The sequence below is a fragment of the Tateyamaria sp. LSS28 genome (assembly GCF_059611725.1).
Map to the genome: position 1 here is coordinate 38,515 of NZ_JCAPFI010000002.1, position 16,883 is coordinate 55,397.

Annotated in this window: 14 protein-coding genes and 1 pseudogene; 8 read left to right on the forward strand and 7 right to left on the reverse strand. The window is 56.3% G+C overall.

Annotation, left to right across the window (positions count from 1 at the left end):
• The first annotated feature begins 64 nt into the window (after positions 1–64).
• Positions 65–988: an oxygen-dependent tRNA uridine(34) hydroxylase TrhO gene (gene trhO, locus AC53L6_RS04930; RefSeq protein ID WP_496907538.1), complete on the forward strand. Its 924-nt coding sequence runs from the start codon at positions 65–67 to the stop codon at positions 986–988.
• 84 nt (positions 989–1,072) lie between these two features.
• Here trhO and AC53L6_RS04935 read toward each other — a convergent pair whose 3' ends face one another.
• Positions 1,073–2,302 carry an MFS transporter gene (locus tag AC53L6_RS04935; RefSeq protein ID WP_496907025.1) on the reverse strand — a complete coding sequence of 410 codons (1,230 nt, stop codon included), beginning with the start codon at positions 2,300–2,302 and terminating at the stop codon, positions 1,073–1,075.
• Positions 2,303–2,418: 116 nt separating this feature from the next.
• Between AC53L6_RS04935 and AC53L6_RS04940 the strand changes: the two genes are divergently transcribed.
• The 5 genes from AC53L6_RS04940 (at position 2,419) to AC53L6_RS04960 (ending at position 8,259) form a co-directional block, all read left to right on the forward strand.
• On the forward strand, positions 2,419–3,258 hold the full coding sequence (locus AC53L6_RS04940; RefSeq protein ID WP_496907026.1) for a flagellar motor protein MotB: 840 nt from the start codon (positions 2,419–2,421) through the stop codon (positions 3,256–3,258).
• 98 nt (positions 3,259–3,356) lie between these two features.
• Entirely contained in the window at positions 3,357–4,658 is a 1,302-nt protein-coding gene (locus tag AC53L6_RS04945) for a flagellar hook protein FlgE (protein ID WP_299204343.1), read from the forward strand.
• A gap of 39 nt (positions 4,659–4,697) precedes the next feature.
• Complete coding sequence (gene flgK, locus AC53L6_RS04950) at positions 4,698–6,152, forward strand: flagellar hook-associated protein FlgK (protein WP_472726623.1); 1,455 nt, start codon at positions 4,698–4,700, stop codon at positions 6,150–6,152.
• A 2-nt stretch (positions 6,153–6,154) separates the two neighbouring features.
• Complete coding sequence (locus tag AC53L6_RS04955) at positions 6,155–7,162, forward strand: flagellin (protein ID WP_299705031.1); 1,008 nt, start codon at positions 6,155–6,157, stop codon at positions 7,160–7,162.
• Complete coding sequence (locus AC53L6_RS04960; protein WP_299204334.1) at positions 7,159–8,259, forward strand: flagellar basal body P-ring protein FlgI; 1,101 nt, start codon at positions 7,159–7,161, stop codon at positions 8,257–8,259. Before AC53L6_RS04955 ends, AC53L6_RS04960 begins: the two co-directional genes overlap by 4 nt.
• 133 nt (positions 8,260–8,392) lie before the next feature.
• Here AC53L6_RS04960 and AC53L6_RS04965 read toward each other — a convergent pair.
• A pseudogene (locus AC53L6_RS04965) lies at positions 8,393–8,545 on the reverse strand (transposase); the annotation flags it as partial.
• A gap of 307 nt (positions 8,546–8,852) precedes the next feature.
• On the opposite strand from AC53L6_RS04965, the gene repC reads away from it, so the two are divergent.
• A complete protein-coding gene (repC, locus tag AC53L6_RS04970; protein ID WP_496907539.1) occupies positions 8,853–9,152 on the forward strand; it encodes a replication initiation protein RepC in 300 nt (99 codons plus the stop codon).
• 82 nt (positions 9,153–9,234) lie between these two features.
• Here the strand turns inward: repC and AC53L6_RS04975 are convergent, their stop codons facing one another.
• The 3 genes from AC53L6_RS04975 to AC53L6_RS04985 all read right to left on the reverse strand — a co-directional run bounded on the left by AC53L6_RS04975 (position 9,235) and on the right by AC53L6_RS04985 (position 12,744).
• Positions 9,235–10,017 carry a YdcF family protein gene (locus AC53L6_RS04975; protein WP_496907027.1) on the reverse strand — a complete coding sequence of 261 codons (783 nt, stop codon included), beginning with the start codon at positions 10,015–10,017 and terminating at the stop codon, positions 9,235–9,237.
• A gap of 133 nt (positions 10,018–10,150) precedes the next feature.
• Positions 10,151–11,755: a VPLPA-CTERM-specific exosortase XrtD gene (gene xrtD, locus AC53L6_RS04980; protein WP_496907028.1), complete on the reverse strand. Its 1,605-nt coding sequence runs from the start codon at positions 11,753–11,755 to the stop codon at positions 10,151–10,153.
• Between the two features lie 152 nt (positions 11,756–11,907).
• The gene (locus AC53L6_RS04985; RefSeq protein ID WP_496907029.1) at positions 11,908–12,744 is read right to left on the reverse strand and encodes a 2OG-Fe(II) oxygenase; all 837 of its coding nucleotides are present in this window, start codon (positions 12,742–12,744) and stop codon (positions 11,908–11,910) included.
• Between the two features lie 208 nt (positions 12,745–12,952).
• On the opposite strand from AC53L6_RS04985, the gene AC53L6_RS04990 reads away from it, so the two are divergent.
• Positions 12,953–13,876, forward strand: a complete 924-nt coding sequence (locus tag AC53L6_RS04990; RefSeq protein WP_472726629.1) for a glycosyltransferase family 2 protein — start codon at positions 12,953–12,955, stop codon at positions 13,874–13,876.
• A 216-nt stretch (positions 13,877–14,092) separates the two neighbouring features.
• Here the strand turns inward: AC53L6_RS04990 and AC53L6_RS04995 are convergent, their stop codons facing one another.
• Together AC53L6_RS04995 and AC53L6_RS05000 are read right to left on the reverse strand one after the other, a co-directional pair.
• Positions 14,093–15,064 carry a glycosyltransferase family 2 protein gene (locus tag AC53L6_RS04995; protein WP_496907030.1) on the reverse strand — a complete coding sequence of 324 codons (972 nt, stop codon included), beginning with the start codon at positions 15,062–15,064 and terminating at the stop codon, positions 14,093–14,095.
• Positions 15,061–16,533, reverse strand: coding sequence for an O-antigen ligase family protein (locus tag AC53L6_RS05000; RefSeq protein ID WP_496907031.1), 1,473 nt, complete (start codon positions 16,531–16,533; stop codon positions 15,061–15,063). Before AC53L6_RS05000 ends, AC53L6_RS04995 begins: the two co-directional genes overlap by 4 nt.
• Between the last annotated feature and the right edge of the window lie 350 nt (positions 16,534–16,883).

The following is a 16,883-nucleotide window of genomic DNA, read 5'->3' on the forward strand; positions in this document are numbered from 1 at the left end:
GGCGACGTTGTGACACCCGCCCGCCCCCTTGCGCAAGGGCACACCCATCGCCTATTTCGCGGCCATGTACATCATTGCCGCCCTTTACCACTTCACCCGCTTCGATGACCCTGCCGCGATCAAGGGGCCGCTGGCCGCGCTGTGTTGCGGACAGGATGTGAAGGGCACGTTGCTGCTGGCGCCAGAGGGGATCAATGGCACCATTGCAGGACCGCGTGCGGGAATTGAAGCGGTTCTGGCCCACATCCGCGCCCTGCCTGGTTGCGCCGATCTGGAGTGGAAGGAAAGCGCCAGCGAAACTCCACCTTTCGGCAAAATGAAGGTACGCCTGAAGCGCGAGATCGTGACCATGGGCCAGCCCGATGTCGATCCGGCCGCACGCGTTGGACACTATGTCGATCCGGCCGACTGGAACGATCTGATCGGGCGCGAGGATGTGGCGGTCATCGACACCCGCAATGACTACGAGGTGGCCGTTGGCACCTTTGATGGCGCCGTTGACCCGCACACCCGCAGCTTTGGTGAATTCCCCGCGTGGTGGGAAGAAAACAAGCATCGCTTTCACAACAAGAAGGTGGCGATGTTCTGTACGGGTGGCATCCGGTGCGAGAAATCGACCAACTACCTGCTGGGTCAGGGTGTCGAGGATGTGTTTCACCTCAAGGGTGGCATTCTGAAATACCTCGAAGAGGTGCCCGCGCAGGACAGCACGTGGCAGGGCGAATGCTTTGTCTTTGATGGGCGCGTAAGCGTAGGGCACGGGCTTGAGGTGGGGCCGCATCAGCTGTGCCACGCCTGCCGTCGGCCCATTCTGCCCGCTGATCAAGCCCGTCCGGAATACGAGGCGGGCGTCAGCTGCCACCACTGCGTGGATGAGACCAGCGACGAGGACAAAGCCCGCTTTCGCGAACGCCAGAAACAGATCGAACTGGCCCGCATTCGGGGAGAGGATCACCTCAGCGGTCCCATGGTGCCGGACAAGGGCTGACGCGGGCGGACGACACGTCCGCCTTACCGGGTTAGCAGCTGAAGCGCAGCTGTGGCAGCGCAAGCGCCCCTATCGCACCGTAGGTCATGCTGTGCGCAACATCCCTTGGGATCTGCTGCGGCTGAGCAACCAGAGCATGATGGCAATGTTCAACCCGTTCCAGGCGATCCCGTTCCAAAACGCCATCTGGTAGCTGCCCGTCACATCATAGACCCAGCCCGACATCCAACCGCCCAGCGCCATGCCAAGAATGGTTGCCATCATGACAAACCCGACCCGCGTGCCGGCCTCTCGTGCGGGCATGTATTCCCGCACGATCACAGCGTAACTGGGCACGATCCCGCCCTGACTGAGCCCGAAGATCAAGCTGACGACATAGAGCGAGATCAGCGCATCCGACGGTAGGTACAGAAGCAACGCAATGCATTGCAGGAAAGACCCCAGAAGCAGTGTTTTAACGCCCCCCAACTGGTCCGCCAGAAAACCTGAGACCAAGCGTGACCCAACTCCGCCCAGCAGCATGAGCGCCAGCATTTCCGCCCCAACGGCAGGGCCGTATCCAAGGTCAACACAATAGCTGACAATGTGCACTTGCGGCATGGACATCGCAACGCAGCACCCCACACCCGCAAGGCCGAGAAGCCAGCTTAATGCCCGCGGCGACAGGCCGGATGAGACTGCATTCGCACTCGACGCGGCTTCGGCCAATTGGTGAGCGCTGTCCGGAACCTGGCGGCGCAATGCAAAGGCCAGCGGGATGACCATGGCGAGCGTGGACATCGCCAGCACCGCATAGGCCGCGCGCCATCCCTGATCCTCAAGAATGTCCGCAAGCAGGATCGGCCAGATGGCGCCAGACAGGTAATTCCCGCTGGCCGCAATCGCCACGGCAATGCCGCGCCGTTTGAGGAACCAGTGCGAGATGTCGGCAATCAACGGACCAAAGCCAACAGACGTTCCGAACCCGATCAGCAATTGCGCCATGGAAAGGCTTAGGATGGACCCGCTGAGCGTCGCCAACCCGTACCCGCTCGCGATGGCGATGGCGCAGACAACAAGAACACGCGACACACCCCAGGTATCGACAGCCCGTCCGACAACAAAGTTGCCCACGGCAAATCCGATCATTGTCAGGGTATATGGAAGGCTTGCCGACGCCCGGCTGACGCCGAATTCTGCTTCAACGGCAGGCATTATCACGATGATGGCCCACATGCCCACATTGGCGACCATCGCAATGGCAAGGGTCAGCGCAAGCCGCAGCCACGCATACCGGCTATCATGCAAGGAAGAGGTCATGTCATATCTGCGCATTGCCTGAGCGCCGGCACAAGACCATGGGCCGCAAATTGTCGACAATTCTATGTGTTAAGCCAGCCGTAACATGCTGCGTGATACGCCTCGGATCGGGTGAAAATGAGGTGTGGGAAATGAGCGCGCAAGCCAATGCGCGGCCAATCATCATCAAGAAAAAGAAGGTGTCAGGCGGCGGTGGTCACCATGGTGGCGCCTGGAAAGTGGCCTATGCGGACTTTGTGACCGCGATGATGGCCTTCTTCATGTTGATGTGGCTGCTGAATGCAACAACCGAAAAGCAACGCAAGGGGATCGCGGACTACTTTTCGCCGACGATTCCAATCAACCGCATTTCCGGCGGTGGGGATGGTGCGTTTGGCGGCGACAGCGTGTTTTCCGAGGTAACGCTGCCTCAGAACGGTACGGGCGCATCATCAAAGCGTCCAACTGAGTCCAAGCAGGCACGTGGCGACACCGGATCAGGTGATCAGGGTGACCTCACAGCGGCACAGGATGAAGCATTCGAGTCACTTGAGGCCCAACTGCTGGGCAAAGGCGGCGAAACGAAGGTCATGGACAATGACCTCAGACACATCGTGACTCGTCTGACCGATGAGGGCCTGGTGGTCGAGATATTCGCGCTTGAGGACACCCCGCTGTTCGAAGAAGGAACCGATATCCCAACGCCTTTGTTGCGGGATCTGTCCAGACTGATCATGGAAGCCGCCCGGACAGTCGAAAACGATATTTCAGTTGAAGGGCATGTGCAGGCGCAACCTATTGTCATTGCAGAACGATCAACCTGGAAGATGTCCGTGGCGCGGGCGGATGCCATGCGTAGGCTTTTGAAACAAACAGGGGTGCCAAGCGAGCGGATCGAGCGGGTCACCGGGCACGCGGACCGCGAGGCCGCCGTCAAGAACCCGATGGCCGTTCGCAACAACCGGCTGGAGGTGATTTTCCTGAGGGAGTGATTGGCAGGAATAGCTTGGATTTTATCTGTTAGCCCTGCGTTAAGGCGGCCCGCCTATCTGTTGTCCAAATTCGGTCGGTACAGCAGAAAGGCGTGTCCATGACAATCTCTTCCTCGCTCAATGCAGGTGTTGCAGGGCTACAGGCAAACGCGACGCGGCTTGCGTCCATTTCAGACAATATCGCGAACTCTTCGACCTACGGGTACAAACGTGTTCAGACTGATTTTCAGTCGCTTGTCGTTTCGTCCAGCGGTGGAAGCTACTCCGCCGGGGGAGTTCGTGCCTCGACTTCGCGGCTGATCGATCAGCGCGGGTCTCTGGTATCGACGTCGAATGCAACAGACCTTGCCGTGCGCGGACGGGGTATGCTGCCTGTCGCGCAAAGCAGCGATGTGAACGTGTCGAACGGCAATAGCCAGATGTTGCTGACCACAACCGGCTCGTTCCGCACTGATGCGCAGGGCTATCTGCGGTCTGATTCAGGGCTTGTTCTGCTTGGCTGGCCGGCTCTCGCCGATGGGACAGTGCCAACGTTCCCACGGGATACATCGGATGGGCTTCAGCCTGTGCAAATCAATGTGAACCAGTTTTCGGGCGAACCGACAACAGCGATGTCGCTTGGGGTAAATCTGCCTGCTACCGATACAGATGCAGGCTCGGTGGGGGAAGCACAGTACCTGTCCATCGAGTATTTCGACAACCTGGGCACATCTGAAACCATCAACGTGAGTTTCACACCAACGGTTCCAGGCACGGGCACATCAAATGAATGGACGATGCAATTGACCGACTCAGCCCTGGGCGGGGCAGTGGTCGGAGAATACGTTCTGACGTTTGATGACAGCCGGACTGCTGGCGGCACATTGGCGTCAGTCACAACGACAAGCGGCGGAGCCTATGATCCGGCCACCGGCAATATCGTCATCAATGCCGAGGGTGGCCCCCTGGAAATCAATATTGGGCAATTGGGCGAAAGTGATGGCCTCACACAGCTGTCAGACAGCTTTGCACCGCTGTCGATCTCAAAAGACGGGTCCCCGGTGGGTAATATGACAAGTGTGGAAGTAGATGCGAACGGCTTTGTGACAGCCTTCTTTGACACCGGAATCAGCAGGACAATCTTTCAAATCCCGCTGGTCGACCTTCCCAATCCGAACGGCATGGTGGCCCTGGATCAGCAGACATATCTGCCCTCCCCCGACAGCGGGAGCTTTTTCCTATGGGATGCAGGTGACGGGCCGACCGGGGATATCGTCTCTTATGCGCGCGAGGAATCCGCCGTTGATGTTGCTGGCGAGTTGACCGCCATGATCCAGACACAGCGGGCGTATTCGTCAAATGCCAAGGTCATCCAGACTGTGGACGAAATGTTGCAGGAAACCACCAATATCAAACGGTAATTTCGACAACCTAAGTGAACGAAGGCGGGAGTTGGCAACATGTCACTGACCAGTGCACTTTCCTCGGCCATGTCGGGCATCCGGGCGGTAAGCCGCGGCTCGGAAGTCGTATCGGGGAACATTGCGAACGCAAACACTGCGGGATATGTGCGTCGAACGCTCTCGGTTTCATCTGACAGCGGTGGCGGTGCTGTTGGCGTGCGGATCAACGGCATCACGCGGCATGTCGATCAGCAAATCATCAACGACCGACGGCTCGCCGAAGCGGAGACTGGCTATCGCAGTGAGACGGCGGCGGCACTGACGCGGATCGAAGACTTGGTTGGAACACCGGACAATCCGGCGTCGCTCGCTGCGCGCATTTCTGATTTCGAACAAAGCTTGATCACGGCGAGTAGCAGGCCAGATGCCGCAGAACGTCTCACGGCGGCGGCTTTCGCGGCCAAGGACCTCGCCCAATCGATCAATTCGGTGGCGCAAGGCATTCAAGATGCACGCACCCAAGCCGATCACAGCATCAACACACAGGTCAAACGACTAAATGACGCCCTCAAAGGCGTTGAGACGCTGAATGCCCGCATTGTGGCAAGCAATGTAAATGACATCGATCTGCCAGCCCTAGAGGATCAGCGCCAGCAATTCATTGATGAGATAAGCGAAATGGTCCCGGTTCGGACAATCCCGCGAGACCGAGGCGCAGTGTCACTATATTCTGTCGGCGGAGCGATACTGCTCGAAGGTCAGGCCGTTGAAGTTGGTTTTGAACCAGCCAACCTTGTCACACCATACGAGTCCATAGACGATGGAACGCTGTCGGGCCTGACACTCAACGGGATCTCAGTAAACACGTCTTCAGCAAATGGTCGTTTGCATGGTGGAACGTTGGGCGCACAATTCGAAATAAGGGACGAAATTGCCCCGAAAGCCCAGTTGCAGATCGATGCAGTTGCCCGCGATCTGATCGAACGCTTCGAAGACAGCACCGTTGATCCCACGCTCGGGGTCGGTGATGCGGGGCTGTTCACTGACGCGAACAACCCGATGGATCCTGCAGCCGCAATTGGTTTGGCCAGTCGCCTTTCTCTCAATGCGCTGGTCGATCCCGACCAGGGCGGCGAAACCTGGCGCATGCGCGACGGTTTGGGTGCAGCCACACCAGGCGAGGCCGGTGATGCGACACTCTTGATCGCACTAACCGATGTTCTGGAGACGACACGACCGCAAGCGTCCACTCAGTTTGGGTCGGCTCCGCTCAGTTTGAAGGACATCGTGGTCAGCATGTCATCCCAAATCGGGACTGAACGGCTCAGAGCAGATCGACAGATGTCATTCGCCTCTGCTCAATTTGCCGAGTTGCAGCAGGTTGAGCTGGCGGCAGGCGTCGACACAGATGTGGAGATTCAAAACCTGATGATCCTGGAGCAAGCCTATGCCGCAAACGCACGGGTCATCTCAACGGTCGATGAAATGTTCGACATGATTCTGAGGATTTGACAATGAACAGCTACGGATTGGGCGACCTCGCGCAGACATTTCTGTTACAACGACGTGGTGCATCCATCAAGGCGGATATGGCCCGCTTGACTGAGGAACTGGCAAGTGGCCAAGTCAGCGACACCAAGTCGGTCCTTGCTGGAAATGTTGCCTACTTGTCGGATATAGAAAGCGATTTGCGCGGTCTTGCGGCTTACAAGGTGGCGGGAACAGAAGCCGCACAATTTGCGTCGTCAGTGCAAAGCGCGCTTGATCGCGTGGATTTCGGGGTTGGCCAGCTCAGCACCGCGCTTCTTGCAGTCGGAGCCAGCGCCAATGGACCGGTATTGGCGCAAATGTCGACTGATGCAGAAAACGAGTTGAGAAGTCTCGTGTCGGTTCTTAACACATCCAGCGCAGGACGATCGATCTTTGCGGGCGCGGCAACGGACCAGTCGGCGCTGAACAGTGCTGACGTGATCCTTGCCGATCTACGGACCGCTATTGCAGGCAACACAACCGTGTCCGACATCGAAACAGCTGTTGACCAATGGTTTGATGATCCAGCCGGTTTTCGCGCCTCGGCATATACCGGCTCCGACGCCTCAATCGCGCCATTTCAATTGGCAGAAGATGAACAAATTTCGGTTGATTTGAAAGCGGATAACCAAGTGTTTCGCGACCTGTTCAAGGGGGTCGCTTTGGCAGCTGTGGCGGCTGATAGCGGCTTGGGGCTATCAGCCGGAAACCAGCGTGACCTGCTGGTAAGAGCTGGCATAAGCCTTTTGGAGGCGAAAGAGGCACTGACAGCGACCCAAAGCGGCGTTGGGGCTGCCGAAGCACGCATTGATACGGTCACGGCTCGGAATGCAGCCCGCGATACGTCTCTACAGCTCGCAAAAGGCGCACTTCTGGAAGCCGACCCCTACGAAACCGCAACCCAATTGGAGGCAGTCCAATTCCAGCTTCAAAGCTTGTACACGATCACCGCTCGTACATCCGACCTGTCACTGGTCAACTTCATCAGATGATAAGGCCCCTCATCTGCATAATCGCATTGCTCGTTGGAGGCGTTGCAGCAGCAAGCCCTGTTCGGATCAAGGATTTGGTCGATTTCGATGGGGTGCGTGGCAATGATCTTGTGGGATACGGCCTTGTTGTTGGGCTGGACGGAACCGGAGACGGCCTTAGAAACGCGCCGTTTACCGAAGATATTATGACGAACATCCTTGAGCGTCTGGGAGTCAATGTCACTGGCGAGCAGTTTCGCCCCAAGAATGTTGCGGCGGTCATCGTGACTGGAACTTTGCCACCATTTGCGCGCAGCGGCAGCCAGATCGACATTACAGTATCGGCGATTGGCGACGCAAAAAGCCTGCTGGGTGGAACGTTGGTCATGACCCCGATGAACGCCGCGGATGGCGAGATTTACGCCGTTGCCCAGGGCACAATCATTGCGGGAGGCGCCGTTGCCGAAGGAGACGGTGCGCGTGTTACGCAAGGTGTGCCAACATCAGGCACCATTCCATCCGGAGCGCGCATTGAGCGGGAAATTGAATTTGAACTCAGCAACTTAACAGACATGCGGCTCGCCCTCCGCAACCCTGACTTCACAACAGCAGCGAGGATCGAGGATGCTATCAATGCCGTCTTCAGTCGACCTGTTGCAACCATGCTGGATTCGGGCACTGTTGCCTTGGACGTTCGTCAGACCCGCGCGAGGTCGGTTGCGCACGCACTGGGGCGAATTGAAAACATAGCGGTTGAACCGGAGCGCAGAGCTCGGGTCGTGGTCGACCAGCGCTCAGGAACGATCGTGATGGGTGACGAGGTGCGTATCTCCCGTGTTGCGGTGTCGCAAGGCAACCTGACATTGCGCGTTCAGGAACAGCCACTGGCCGTACAGCCCAACCCGTTTGCAGAAGGCGAAACTGTCGTCGTCCCCCGGACGACCGTGGATCTACAAGAAGAAGATGGCCCCGGCCTTGCCGAAGTTCCGGGGGGCACATCCTTGTCAGAGGTGATAGCGGGCCTAAACGCACTTGGCGTTGCTCCTCGAGACATGATCGATATCCTAAAGAGCATAAAAGCGGCTGGAGCACTTCACGCTGAGTTTGTTGTCAGATAGTCCGTCGTGAAAATTATTAGCATTGTGGGATACAGAATGGCAGGAACGTGATGCCGATGGATTCGGCACTGACCTGGAGCTAGAATCTCTCCCTGGTCGGCGTTACCGCCTGAATGGTTCTTAAATTCGGGCCTCACATCCAACGGATGATGGCAGCTGCGAGGGCGATTTTGGAGAGGAAGGCCTTGGGACAGCGGTTGTATCGAGTTGCAACCCGTCGCCAGTCTTTCAATCGGCCAAACATGATCTCGATACGATTGCGTCGCTTATACCTGCGCTTTGGGAAATAGAGCTCCAAATGCGTCATCTGCCCATCGATCAGCCAGACAAAGGCGTCCATATCACCGCCTGTTTTTTGACCGGTGGATCATGCCACAATGCCAAAATCAATGGAGCCTGACCCTAATCAGTAGTGCTTTGAAAATGACAATGACATCAGAAAGGCTGCCAGTCCGCGGACATCGGTGTAAAGCCACACAAGAAAGCTAGATGCTGGGGCGGAGACCAAGATAAGTGCTCTGATCCTTGATTAGTGAGCTGTCCTGCAGGCTTGCCCAGAAACTCTGTCGTGAGGGCGGAATCTGGGCAGTCTAATCCCAGACTGGTGGGATTTTTTTCGCGCTGCAGACATATTGCGACCAATGATCGTCATTTCAGAACGTGTTTGGATAGCGGTCAACGACAGGTTGAGCAAATCAACTGCAGCAGCTGCGTTGGCACTCGTGTTCGAGAAAGTACGTGCCGGAGAAGTCATATGCCCCTGCGTTTGTCTAAGCGTTATGGTTGAAAAGTCCGAAGCAGTAAAACCGTATATCAGACGCAGTTTCGTTGGACGGTTGGAGGGACTGGCTGCATGTGTCTGCGTCACAGCCAACGACAACAAAAGGCACTAGAACAGGAATACGGTGCTGAGATGATTTCGGCGAACCACTTCGGTAGGCAGAAGTTACTTTTGTCGCAAAAGATAGATGATGCTCAGGGTGATGGAAAAAAGGTATCGGTGTGCCCTTGATACCAGTAGAGAGCGAGGCCTCTCCATTCCTTAGACGCCAAGTCTGTCATCCGCAGCCCATCCGTCAAATGGTAAGTATAGAGCGGGTCAAATGGCGGGATCCAACGGAAGTCAACGGGGTAAGGTACAGGCTCCATGCCCATCTTTCGAAAGACGCCGATTACCCTGGGCATACGGTGGGCAGATGTTATGACCCACCACGTTTTCTTCCTATCTTCGCCGATCAAGGCTATGGCATTGCGCACCCTTTCAACCGTGTTGGTCGATGTGGCGTCGATGATGATCCTATCTTTGGCGACACCGAATTCTTGAAGAATACGTTGGATGCCGTAGGCGGGTCCCAATGGGGGAGGGAGAGGACTGCCCGAGGTGACAACGATACGCGCCTGCGGGTAGCGTTGTGCAAGCAATCCCACGATCGGGACAGCGTCCCCGTCTTCCTTCAATTCCAACAAAGCGCCGGTATGCTGGGCATGAACTTCGTTGATGCCGCTGCCTACAACCACGATGCCATCGGGGGCAGGGACCGTTTCGAGTGAAACAGGCGGAAAACGCGTCACTAGGGGCGCCATCAGCACTTCCCCGGCGGAACTGTAACCAAATATCAAAAGCCCGATCGTACCAAGCGCGCCGCTGAACAAACCCAACCGTCGCCAGCGCATGACGATCAGGCACAGACCCAAAACAATGAGCAGGATCAGGAAATTCGAAGGTGTCGTAACATAATCAACAATAGATCTAAGCATTGTGAGGCCTCAAAAAACTTCACGGCAACTTGAATCCTGCAAGAATGCACCGGTTGGATCAACCGGGGATCAGGTGCCGGTCGTTATGCCATGGAATGGTGCGCATAAGGTCTGTGAGACACGTGCGCAGGGACTATTCAACCGGCAGGAACCGCGGTAGGGCCGGGGTGAGATCGGCAACCAAGTCGTTCAATCGTGCAGCAGCGGTTGCGTCGCTTTCACCAGGATTGATTGGAGTTGTCAGCCTGACCAAGGCTCCGTCCGTGCGGCCGGTACGAATCCCATCCACCATCAACAAGTATTTTGCTTCGAAATCCCAAGCGATGCGCCGCCCCTTTTGTTCGAACCAGTAGTAGGCCATCATTCTGATTTCGCCCTTCTGGATGATTGCCTTGTTTAGCTCAAAAGGGGTGGGACTATTGAGTTCGGCGGCAATATCGGTGCGCTCCAGCCAAGCAATTTCCCAGCCGCCGCCGGGTAGACAAATCTCGGGGCTGTGTACGCCACCTTTGGACTGATCGTTGTACCAGGCCATGAAAAGACCAATACTGGGACCGGAAGACCCTTTGTGAGCCAGATCAACCTGCAGATAGTCGTCTGCACGCAAAACCGCCTCAACGTCCGGTGTGAGAAACTGCTGTGGACCAACTTGCTGCCACTTCCCCAGGCTGCGGGGGAACAAGACAAAGCTGTCACGAGACACAGTGTAATCGCCGCGTTGGGGAAGCACCTGGAAGACAGCTATTGTCATCAATACTGCCAAAGAGGAGGCAATCAGCGCCGCAGATGGTTGCACCAACCGCAATCGCATTGCTTGGGTCAGCAGTCCGTCTGTGTCCAGATCCAATGCCTGAGGCAGGCTCATTTTTTGCCTTTGGAACATTAGCATCATCTTGGCGAGCAGGAAGAGCAGGACAATACAGATTGCAAAAATAACCCACCCTTCGAAGAAGTGGGTAAATCCGTCCAACCAATCTGGCCCGTAAACGTTCACGACCACGCCGGCCAAGGCTATGCGCACCGAATTCATCAGCACTGTAATCGGTGCCGCAGAAATCAGGAGCACTGCCTTGTGCCACATCGATCCGCGGTAAAGCACGGCGAAGATGTAGGAGAAGCTGAGGATTGGGAACAGGTAGTTCAAGCCTGAACAGGCCTCGGCCACGTGTAGCTTCATAATGCCAAGATCGATAATATTGCCATCGAGAAACACGGGCACGGACAACAGCTTTAAAAACCAAACCCCCAGCTCAGAAGAGATGAACTGCAACCAAGTGGTCATCTTGTAATAGAGCACGCCCGGCAGTGGGAGCATGTAGACCAAGTGCACAACAGGGGGCCAGAAATGTTTGCCCGTTGTCCAGCCAAAGCTGATCAGAAGGACACCACCAACCCATAGAATCAGAGCGTAAGCTACAATGTCATCGATATTGGCCAGCTTGCCCAAGCTGCCGAGGGCTACGGCAGCGAGGATGACCACCACGCCGGGCCAACGGATACGCACCGCACCCGAGTTTTCTGGAATCGACTTTAGTTGGCGCAAGAAAAGCAGGCCAGACAGTATCGGGATCAGTGGCCCGTGGCTGTATTCAGGCAGTTGCCACGCCGCCAGCAGCGCGCGCGTTCCGTCCCAAAAGAAGGCCATCGCCCCCAGGATTGTGACCAACAGCCAGAAAGTGCCCCAATGCATGAACCCGGTGCTTGGGTGCCTAGACGAAATGGTATCCGAGGAATGCATGCGCGTTCAAATCCAATCAAGACCCATCATATACCCAACTGCCAATTGGGGGCGACCGTGCCTGCTCAGCAGAGGTTTTGTCCCAACTATAGGGTCACCTTAAACAGTTTATTCAAAGCCCAAGGTCTTCTGTCTGCGGGCAAGGAAGGGAATTAGAATCCAATGCGGCTCAGCGGTCCGGCCAGTTTGCGATACACGATAGGTGGCAGGATATCCTGCATCAGTGCTCGGCGCGCAACAAGCCTGTCAGCTTTGTCTTTGGAGCCGGGGCGAGGCTTGAAGAGCGTGGTGTGCTCCTTGCGTGTCGCATCCCATGTGGCGGTGTAGTAATACAACGCAATGGATTGGCGCGCTTCGCCCTTGGGGTGGTTCACGGGTTCGGGATTGCCGTGGAATGTGTCGGACCCGGTCGAGAAACAGACCATCCGATTGAATTTCGGCACAAAGCTATTCATTTTGCGGGTCATTTCCTTGTCCCAAACTTCGAACGAGCCGCCGTATTCCTCTTTCCAGTCCCTGTTGAGGTAGATCAGCACATTCAGTCGCCGCTCTACCTGCATCGGTCCGTGGAGGTTGAAATCGGCATGGATGTCCAGATGCCCACCATTGAGTGTTTTGTGAATACCTGCACCCATGAAATACGGGTCTGGGATAAGCCCCTTGATACCAGTCATCTGTTCCAGAAAAAGGATGAATGGGCGCGAGTTGAACGCATAGAACAGGTTCTTTGTGTAAGCTGGCAGGCGCTCAGGAATATATGAGAACTTCAGGTTCTCCTGTGCGCGGCTATACCCTTCTTCTGGTGCCGGGAGAGTTTCGAGCTCGTTGAGGACGTTCTCAAGAAGTGCTTCCGGCAAGAAGTTGTCGATGCAGGCGTGGTGATAGGGTTCTGCAGCCTGATAAATCTCTGCCTTGGCGGCGCCGGCGGCCTTTGCCGTATCGTTGTCGATCAAAAGTGTGTCGGGGTCGATGTTATAGTAAGCGGTCATCGGTCCTGAGTTCCCTGGAAAAGCTATTCTGTTAAAAAATGGACGTTATCGGACCCACCTATATCTTAGTGCGCTATCATTGTTGAGACATTTCGCAGGACACACTGGCGAAAAAGAGCCCCCGTTGCCAGTCAGCAACCCTTGCAGGGACAGGTATGAACGGGCAAGAACGCAGCCATAGATTAAATGATTTTGGGACCGATGAACCATGGTTGATCCTCGCGCTTACGTGTTGATTTCCCCATGTCGAAATGAGGCGGAGTACATGTGCCGCACGCTGGACAGCGTGGTGGCGCAGACTGTCAGGCCAACCTTGTGGGTGATTGTGGACGACGGATCTTCTGATGCGACGCCGCAGATTCTCGCAGATTATGCTGCGCGTCATGATTGGATTCGAGTGGTGCCAAAGCCCGATCGTGGCCAGCGTGCTGTCGGCCCAGGGGTAATAGAAGCATTTTACTACGGCTACGACACGATCAATCCGCCCGACTTCTCTTACCTTTGCAAGCTGGATTTGGATCTGGATTTACCCCAAGGGTATTTCGAAGGTCTCATGGAGCGAATGGAAGCAGATCCGCGTATCGCCTCCTGTTCCGGCAAGGCCTATTTCGAGGATGAAAAGGGTAACATGGTGTCCGAGAACATATCGGATGACATGTCCCTCGGGATGACCAAGTTTTATCGCGTTTCTGCATTCGAGGCCCTTGGCGGTTTTGTGCGTGAGGTGATGTGGGACGGGATCGACTGCCACAAGGCGCGGATGATGGGCTGGAAAGCGGTCAGTTGGGATGTGCCCGAATTGCGTTTTAACCACCTGCGCCCCATGGGCTCGAGCCAGGCAGGCATTTTTACCGGTCGACGCCGACATGGGTTCGGGCAGTATTACATGGGTACGGGCCCCCTGTTTCTAACCGCGTCAGCCGTGAACAAGATGCGCCAAAAGCCCTATGTTCTTGGGGGACTTGCAATTATCCAAGGTTATCTGGCTGCGTTGCTGCGCGGGGCGGAGCGCCACGGCGATCAAGAATTGCGTGCTTTCATCCGACGCTATCAGATGCGCGCTTTGATGATCGGCAAAACACGTGCAGTGGCCGAGATAGAAAAGGAACGTGCGGCGCTTTGGCCGGGGTAGGTTCGCGTTCTGCCCAGTCTGTAATTCGGCTCTGACCTTTTGCGAGACGAAGGTGCGTTTGGATCCGCCTCGACGCCGGCGGAGACATGGCTGTCATTTTCTTGACGCCTCGTTTGGAAATCATGCAGTTCTGATCATCGTAATGAGGGGGCTAAGGCGTTGTTGGGTTCAATCGCAATGTTGGATCAGTGACTATTGGCCGACCGCCATTGAGCCTCATTTGTACTCGATCAAGCCTCGGGGGCGGCGGATCAAGCGTCGGGTGTGGTATTCCAGCACGCCCAATGCTTCGGGAAATTTCCCTGAGCTTAGCAGAAAGGCGCGCTCCCATGCCTCGGTTGTCCCGCCTTCGCGCAGCCCGAAGCGGATGGCGCGCGCGGGATAGACGCAAAAAAACAACAGGCCAGTTGGACCGATCACGAGGGCCAGAGCAAAGATCGACAGCGGTATACCAAATCCCCAGATCAAAGCCTTACGCGTTTCCGGGACGCAATGCCGCTCGGGGCGCGCACCGTGCAAGGCTGCGCCCTCGGCCCAAGCATGGCCAGCCCGTCGTGCGCGTGACCAGAACTGGCCAAACCGCGTCATTGCCGCATCATGTAACGTCATTTCGTGATCAATGCGTTGTATTGTCCAACCAGCGGCCCGAAGACGGACGCACATTTCCGGCTCTTCACCGGCTATGAGGCCAGGATTGTAGCCCTCAACGGCATCGAGGGCATCCATGCGCATCAGCGCATCGCCGCCGCAAGACCGCACCTGTCCCACGGGTACATCCCATTCCCAGTCGCAGAACCGGTTGTACATCGTCGCGTCGGGAAAGCGTTCGCGGCGGCGGCCGAAAACCACGCCAAGGCTTGGATCCTCATTGAGTGCAGCGGTGGCGGATGCGAGCCATCCTGGCTGCAACTCGCAATCGCCGTCCATGAATTGAACGAAGGTCGGTCGCGATCCACTGTTGCGTACACGGTCTAGTCCGGCGTTGCGTGCACGCGCGGCTGTGAAGGGGCGCGACATGTCGAGTGAGACCACTTCGGAGCCAACCGTGCTGGCAGCCTCTTGAGATCCGTCCGTCGAGCCGCTGTCGACATAGATCACGCGCTCGACCCCTTGCACCGAAGCCAAACCTCGGACCAGCCGTTCGCCTTCATTGCGCCCAATGATGATGGCGGCGATCGTTTGGGTCATGTGCGCCGCTCCACCCGTTTGCGCTGACGGGTGTAGATGCTGGCGGGGCCTGCAGGTTGTCCCGGGTCAGCTTGCGTTGCCGGGCGCCGCATCCCAAAACGCAAGGGCGGAGCCTCGCTTGTTTGTTCCTCTGTATCGCTGATACGCCCCATTTCCAGACGTCCCCAAAGCGCGCCAGCCAACAGCCATTTGTCGGGCGTCATGCCAGAATTGGGAATGAGATCGATCATCCCGGCGGTCAACGCCAGTGCTATGAAGGCACTTTCCATCCCGATGCCATCACGCCGTGCGCGGAACCAGATTAAAAGAGCAGGTAGGCCCAGCAGGCCAAATTTAGAAAGATACCCGATCCAGCCACTTTCACCCATGACGATGATCCACTCACCGTCTGCTACGGTATCCTGGTCGGTCAACATCCAGCGTCCATAACCACCCCAACCAAAGAGCCGCCGTTCTTCGACCCGTTGCAGCAGCAATTCCTCGAAGTGGAAACGGAACCCAAGCGATGCGGCCCGTTCCGGATCAATGGCGGTGGCCTGAGCCAGCAGCCAATCCACCGGAACGATATGGGCGCCGCGTGCAATGGGATAGCTGAGCGCGATCAACCCGATCAGTGCCGCGGCTAGTAGTTGTAGCCGCATCGGTAAGAAAAGCACGAGCGGAACAAGTAGAACTGCAATGACCAGAGCCCCGAGAGACTTGCTGAAAACCAGGATCACAAAGAGCATACATCCGGCCGCCAGAAACTTGGCGCGCGCCGCTCCCGTGTTGAGACGGGCGAGCCCGAACGTGGCGATCACCGCGACAACAAGAAAGATGCTGAGGTAAAGCCCGTGATGCATGAAAACCACCGGGCGATATCCGTCGCCACGCAGGTGTTGCAGCCAGGAATGCGGAAAGAAGCCGTAGACCATGTTGTTGAGCTGTGGCGACATGCGAAGCTCGAACAGGATCAGTGGTGTGTAAATCAGGCCTGCAATGCAAAATCCCAAGAGCAGCATTCGATGCATTCTCGGGTGAGCGAGGAACTTGCGTGCGAGCAACAAGGGCAGGATTGTGTAAATCGCCCCTAGAATGATGGCCCCGGCATCGTAAATACGCAGACCTGGCCGAAACTGCCCATTGGAAAAGAAGGCGTCGGGATTCGTTAGAACCGTGAGAATGGATCCGATGATAAAGACACTGATCAGACTGATCACCAGCATTTGTTTTGGAAACCAGCCGGTCAGTACAGTGATGTCCTGTGGCTGACGGGATTTACTCAAGGCGCAAAACAGCAAAGCGCACAAAACCGGTATTGTAAGTTTGTCCAATGCACCGGCAGCTGGAAGGTCGATCCCGCCCTGTTCCGGTAAAAACAGATAGCCGCCGAGCACGCAGAAAATCAGGACAAATGCAGGTCCTCGTCCGCGCGTGGCTGCCCAAACGACCAAAGGCCAGCCAAGCAAGGCTGCGACCGGAGGTATCACGATTTGTTATCCATTGGTTTGCAATTTCATGTCTGCCTCTGGCAGTCGCGAGTCTAATGATCGCATTATATGCCACGTTTCTCTTTGAAAATTAAGCACAAACCACGGCGATAAAATGGCGTCGGTTATCAGGCCACACGCGGCGTTCGCAGGCAGCGAACGCTGCATTTACTGGCTTGAAAAGTGTTGGAGCAATTCTCTGGTTTGACGCGAATTTCGCCGTGCCTGTGGCCCCTGTTGGATTGGTCTCAGGCCGGTGGCGCGATGTTTTAAGCTCATGAGGAATCTTTGCCCATGCCTGACATTTTGACATTTGATTGGAACGCGCTTGAACGTGCGATTTCCCACCC

Excerpts from the sequence above, each read along its gene's own strand:
- AC53L6_RS04940 (WP_496907026.1), top strand. The coding sequence starts at position 2,419 with ATGAGCGCGCAAGCCAATGCGCGGCCAATCATCATCAAGAAAAAGAAG.
- AC53L6_RS04975 (WP_496907027.1), bottom strand. The coding sequence starts at position 10,017 with ATGCTTAGATCTATTGTTGATTATGTTACGACACCTTCGAATTTCCTG.
- AC53L6_RS04995 (WP_496907030.1), bottom strand. The coding sequence starts at position 15,064 with ATGACCCAAACGATCGCCGCCATCATCATTGGGCGCAATGAAGGCGAA.
- AC53L6_RS04985 (WP_496907029.1), bottom strand. The coding sequence starts at position 12,744 with ATGACCGCTTACTATAACATCGACCCCGACACACTTTTGATCGACAAC.
- xrtD (WP_496907028.1), bottom strand. The coding sequence starts at position 11,755 with ATGCATTCCTCGGATACCATTTCGTCTAGGCACCCAAGCACCGGGTTC.
- AC53L6_RS04955 (WP_299705031.1), top strand. The coding sequence starts at position 6,155 with ATGAACAGCTACGGATTGGGCGACCTCGCGCAGACATTTCTGTTACAA.
- AC53L6_RS04935 (WP_496907025.1), bottom strand. The coding sequence starts at position 2,302 with ATGCGCAGATATGACATGACCTCTTCCTTGCATGATAGCCGGTATGCG.
- AC53L6_RS04960 (WP_299204334.1), top strand. The coding sequence starts at position 7,159 with ATGATAAGGCCCCTCATCTGCATAATCGCATTGCTCGTTGGAGGCGTT.
- AC53L6_RS04990 (WP_472726629.1), top strand. The coding sequence starts at position 12,953 with ATGGTTGATCCTCGCGCTTACGTGTTGATTTCCCCATGTCGAAATGAG.
- trhO (WP_496907538.1), top strand. The coding sequence starts at position 65 with ATGTACATCATTGCCGCCCTTTACCACTTCACCCGCTTCGATGACCCT.
- flgK (WP_472726623.1), top strand. The coding sequence starts at position 4,698 with ATGTCACTGACCAGTGCACTTTCCTCGGCCATGTCGGGCATCCGGGCG.
- AC53L6_RS04945 (WP_299204343.1), top strand. The coding sequence starts at position 3,357 with ATGACAATCTCTTCCTCGCTCAATGCAGGTGTTGCAGGGCTACAGGCA.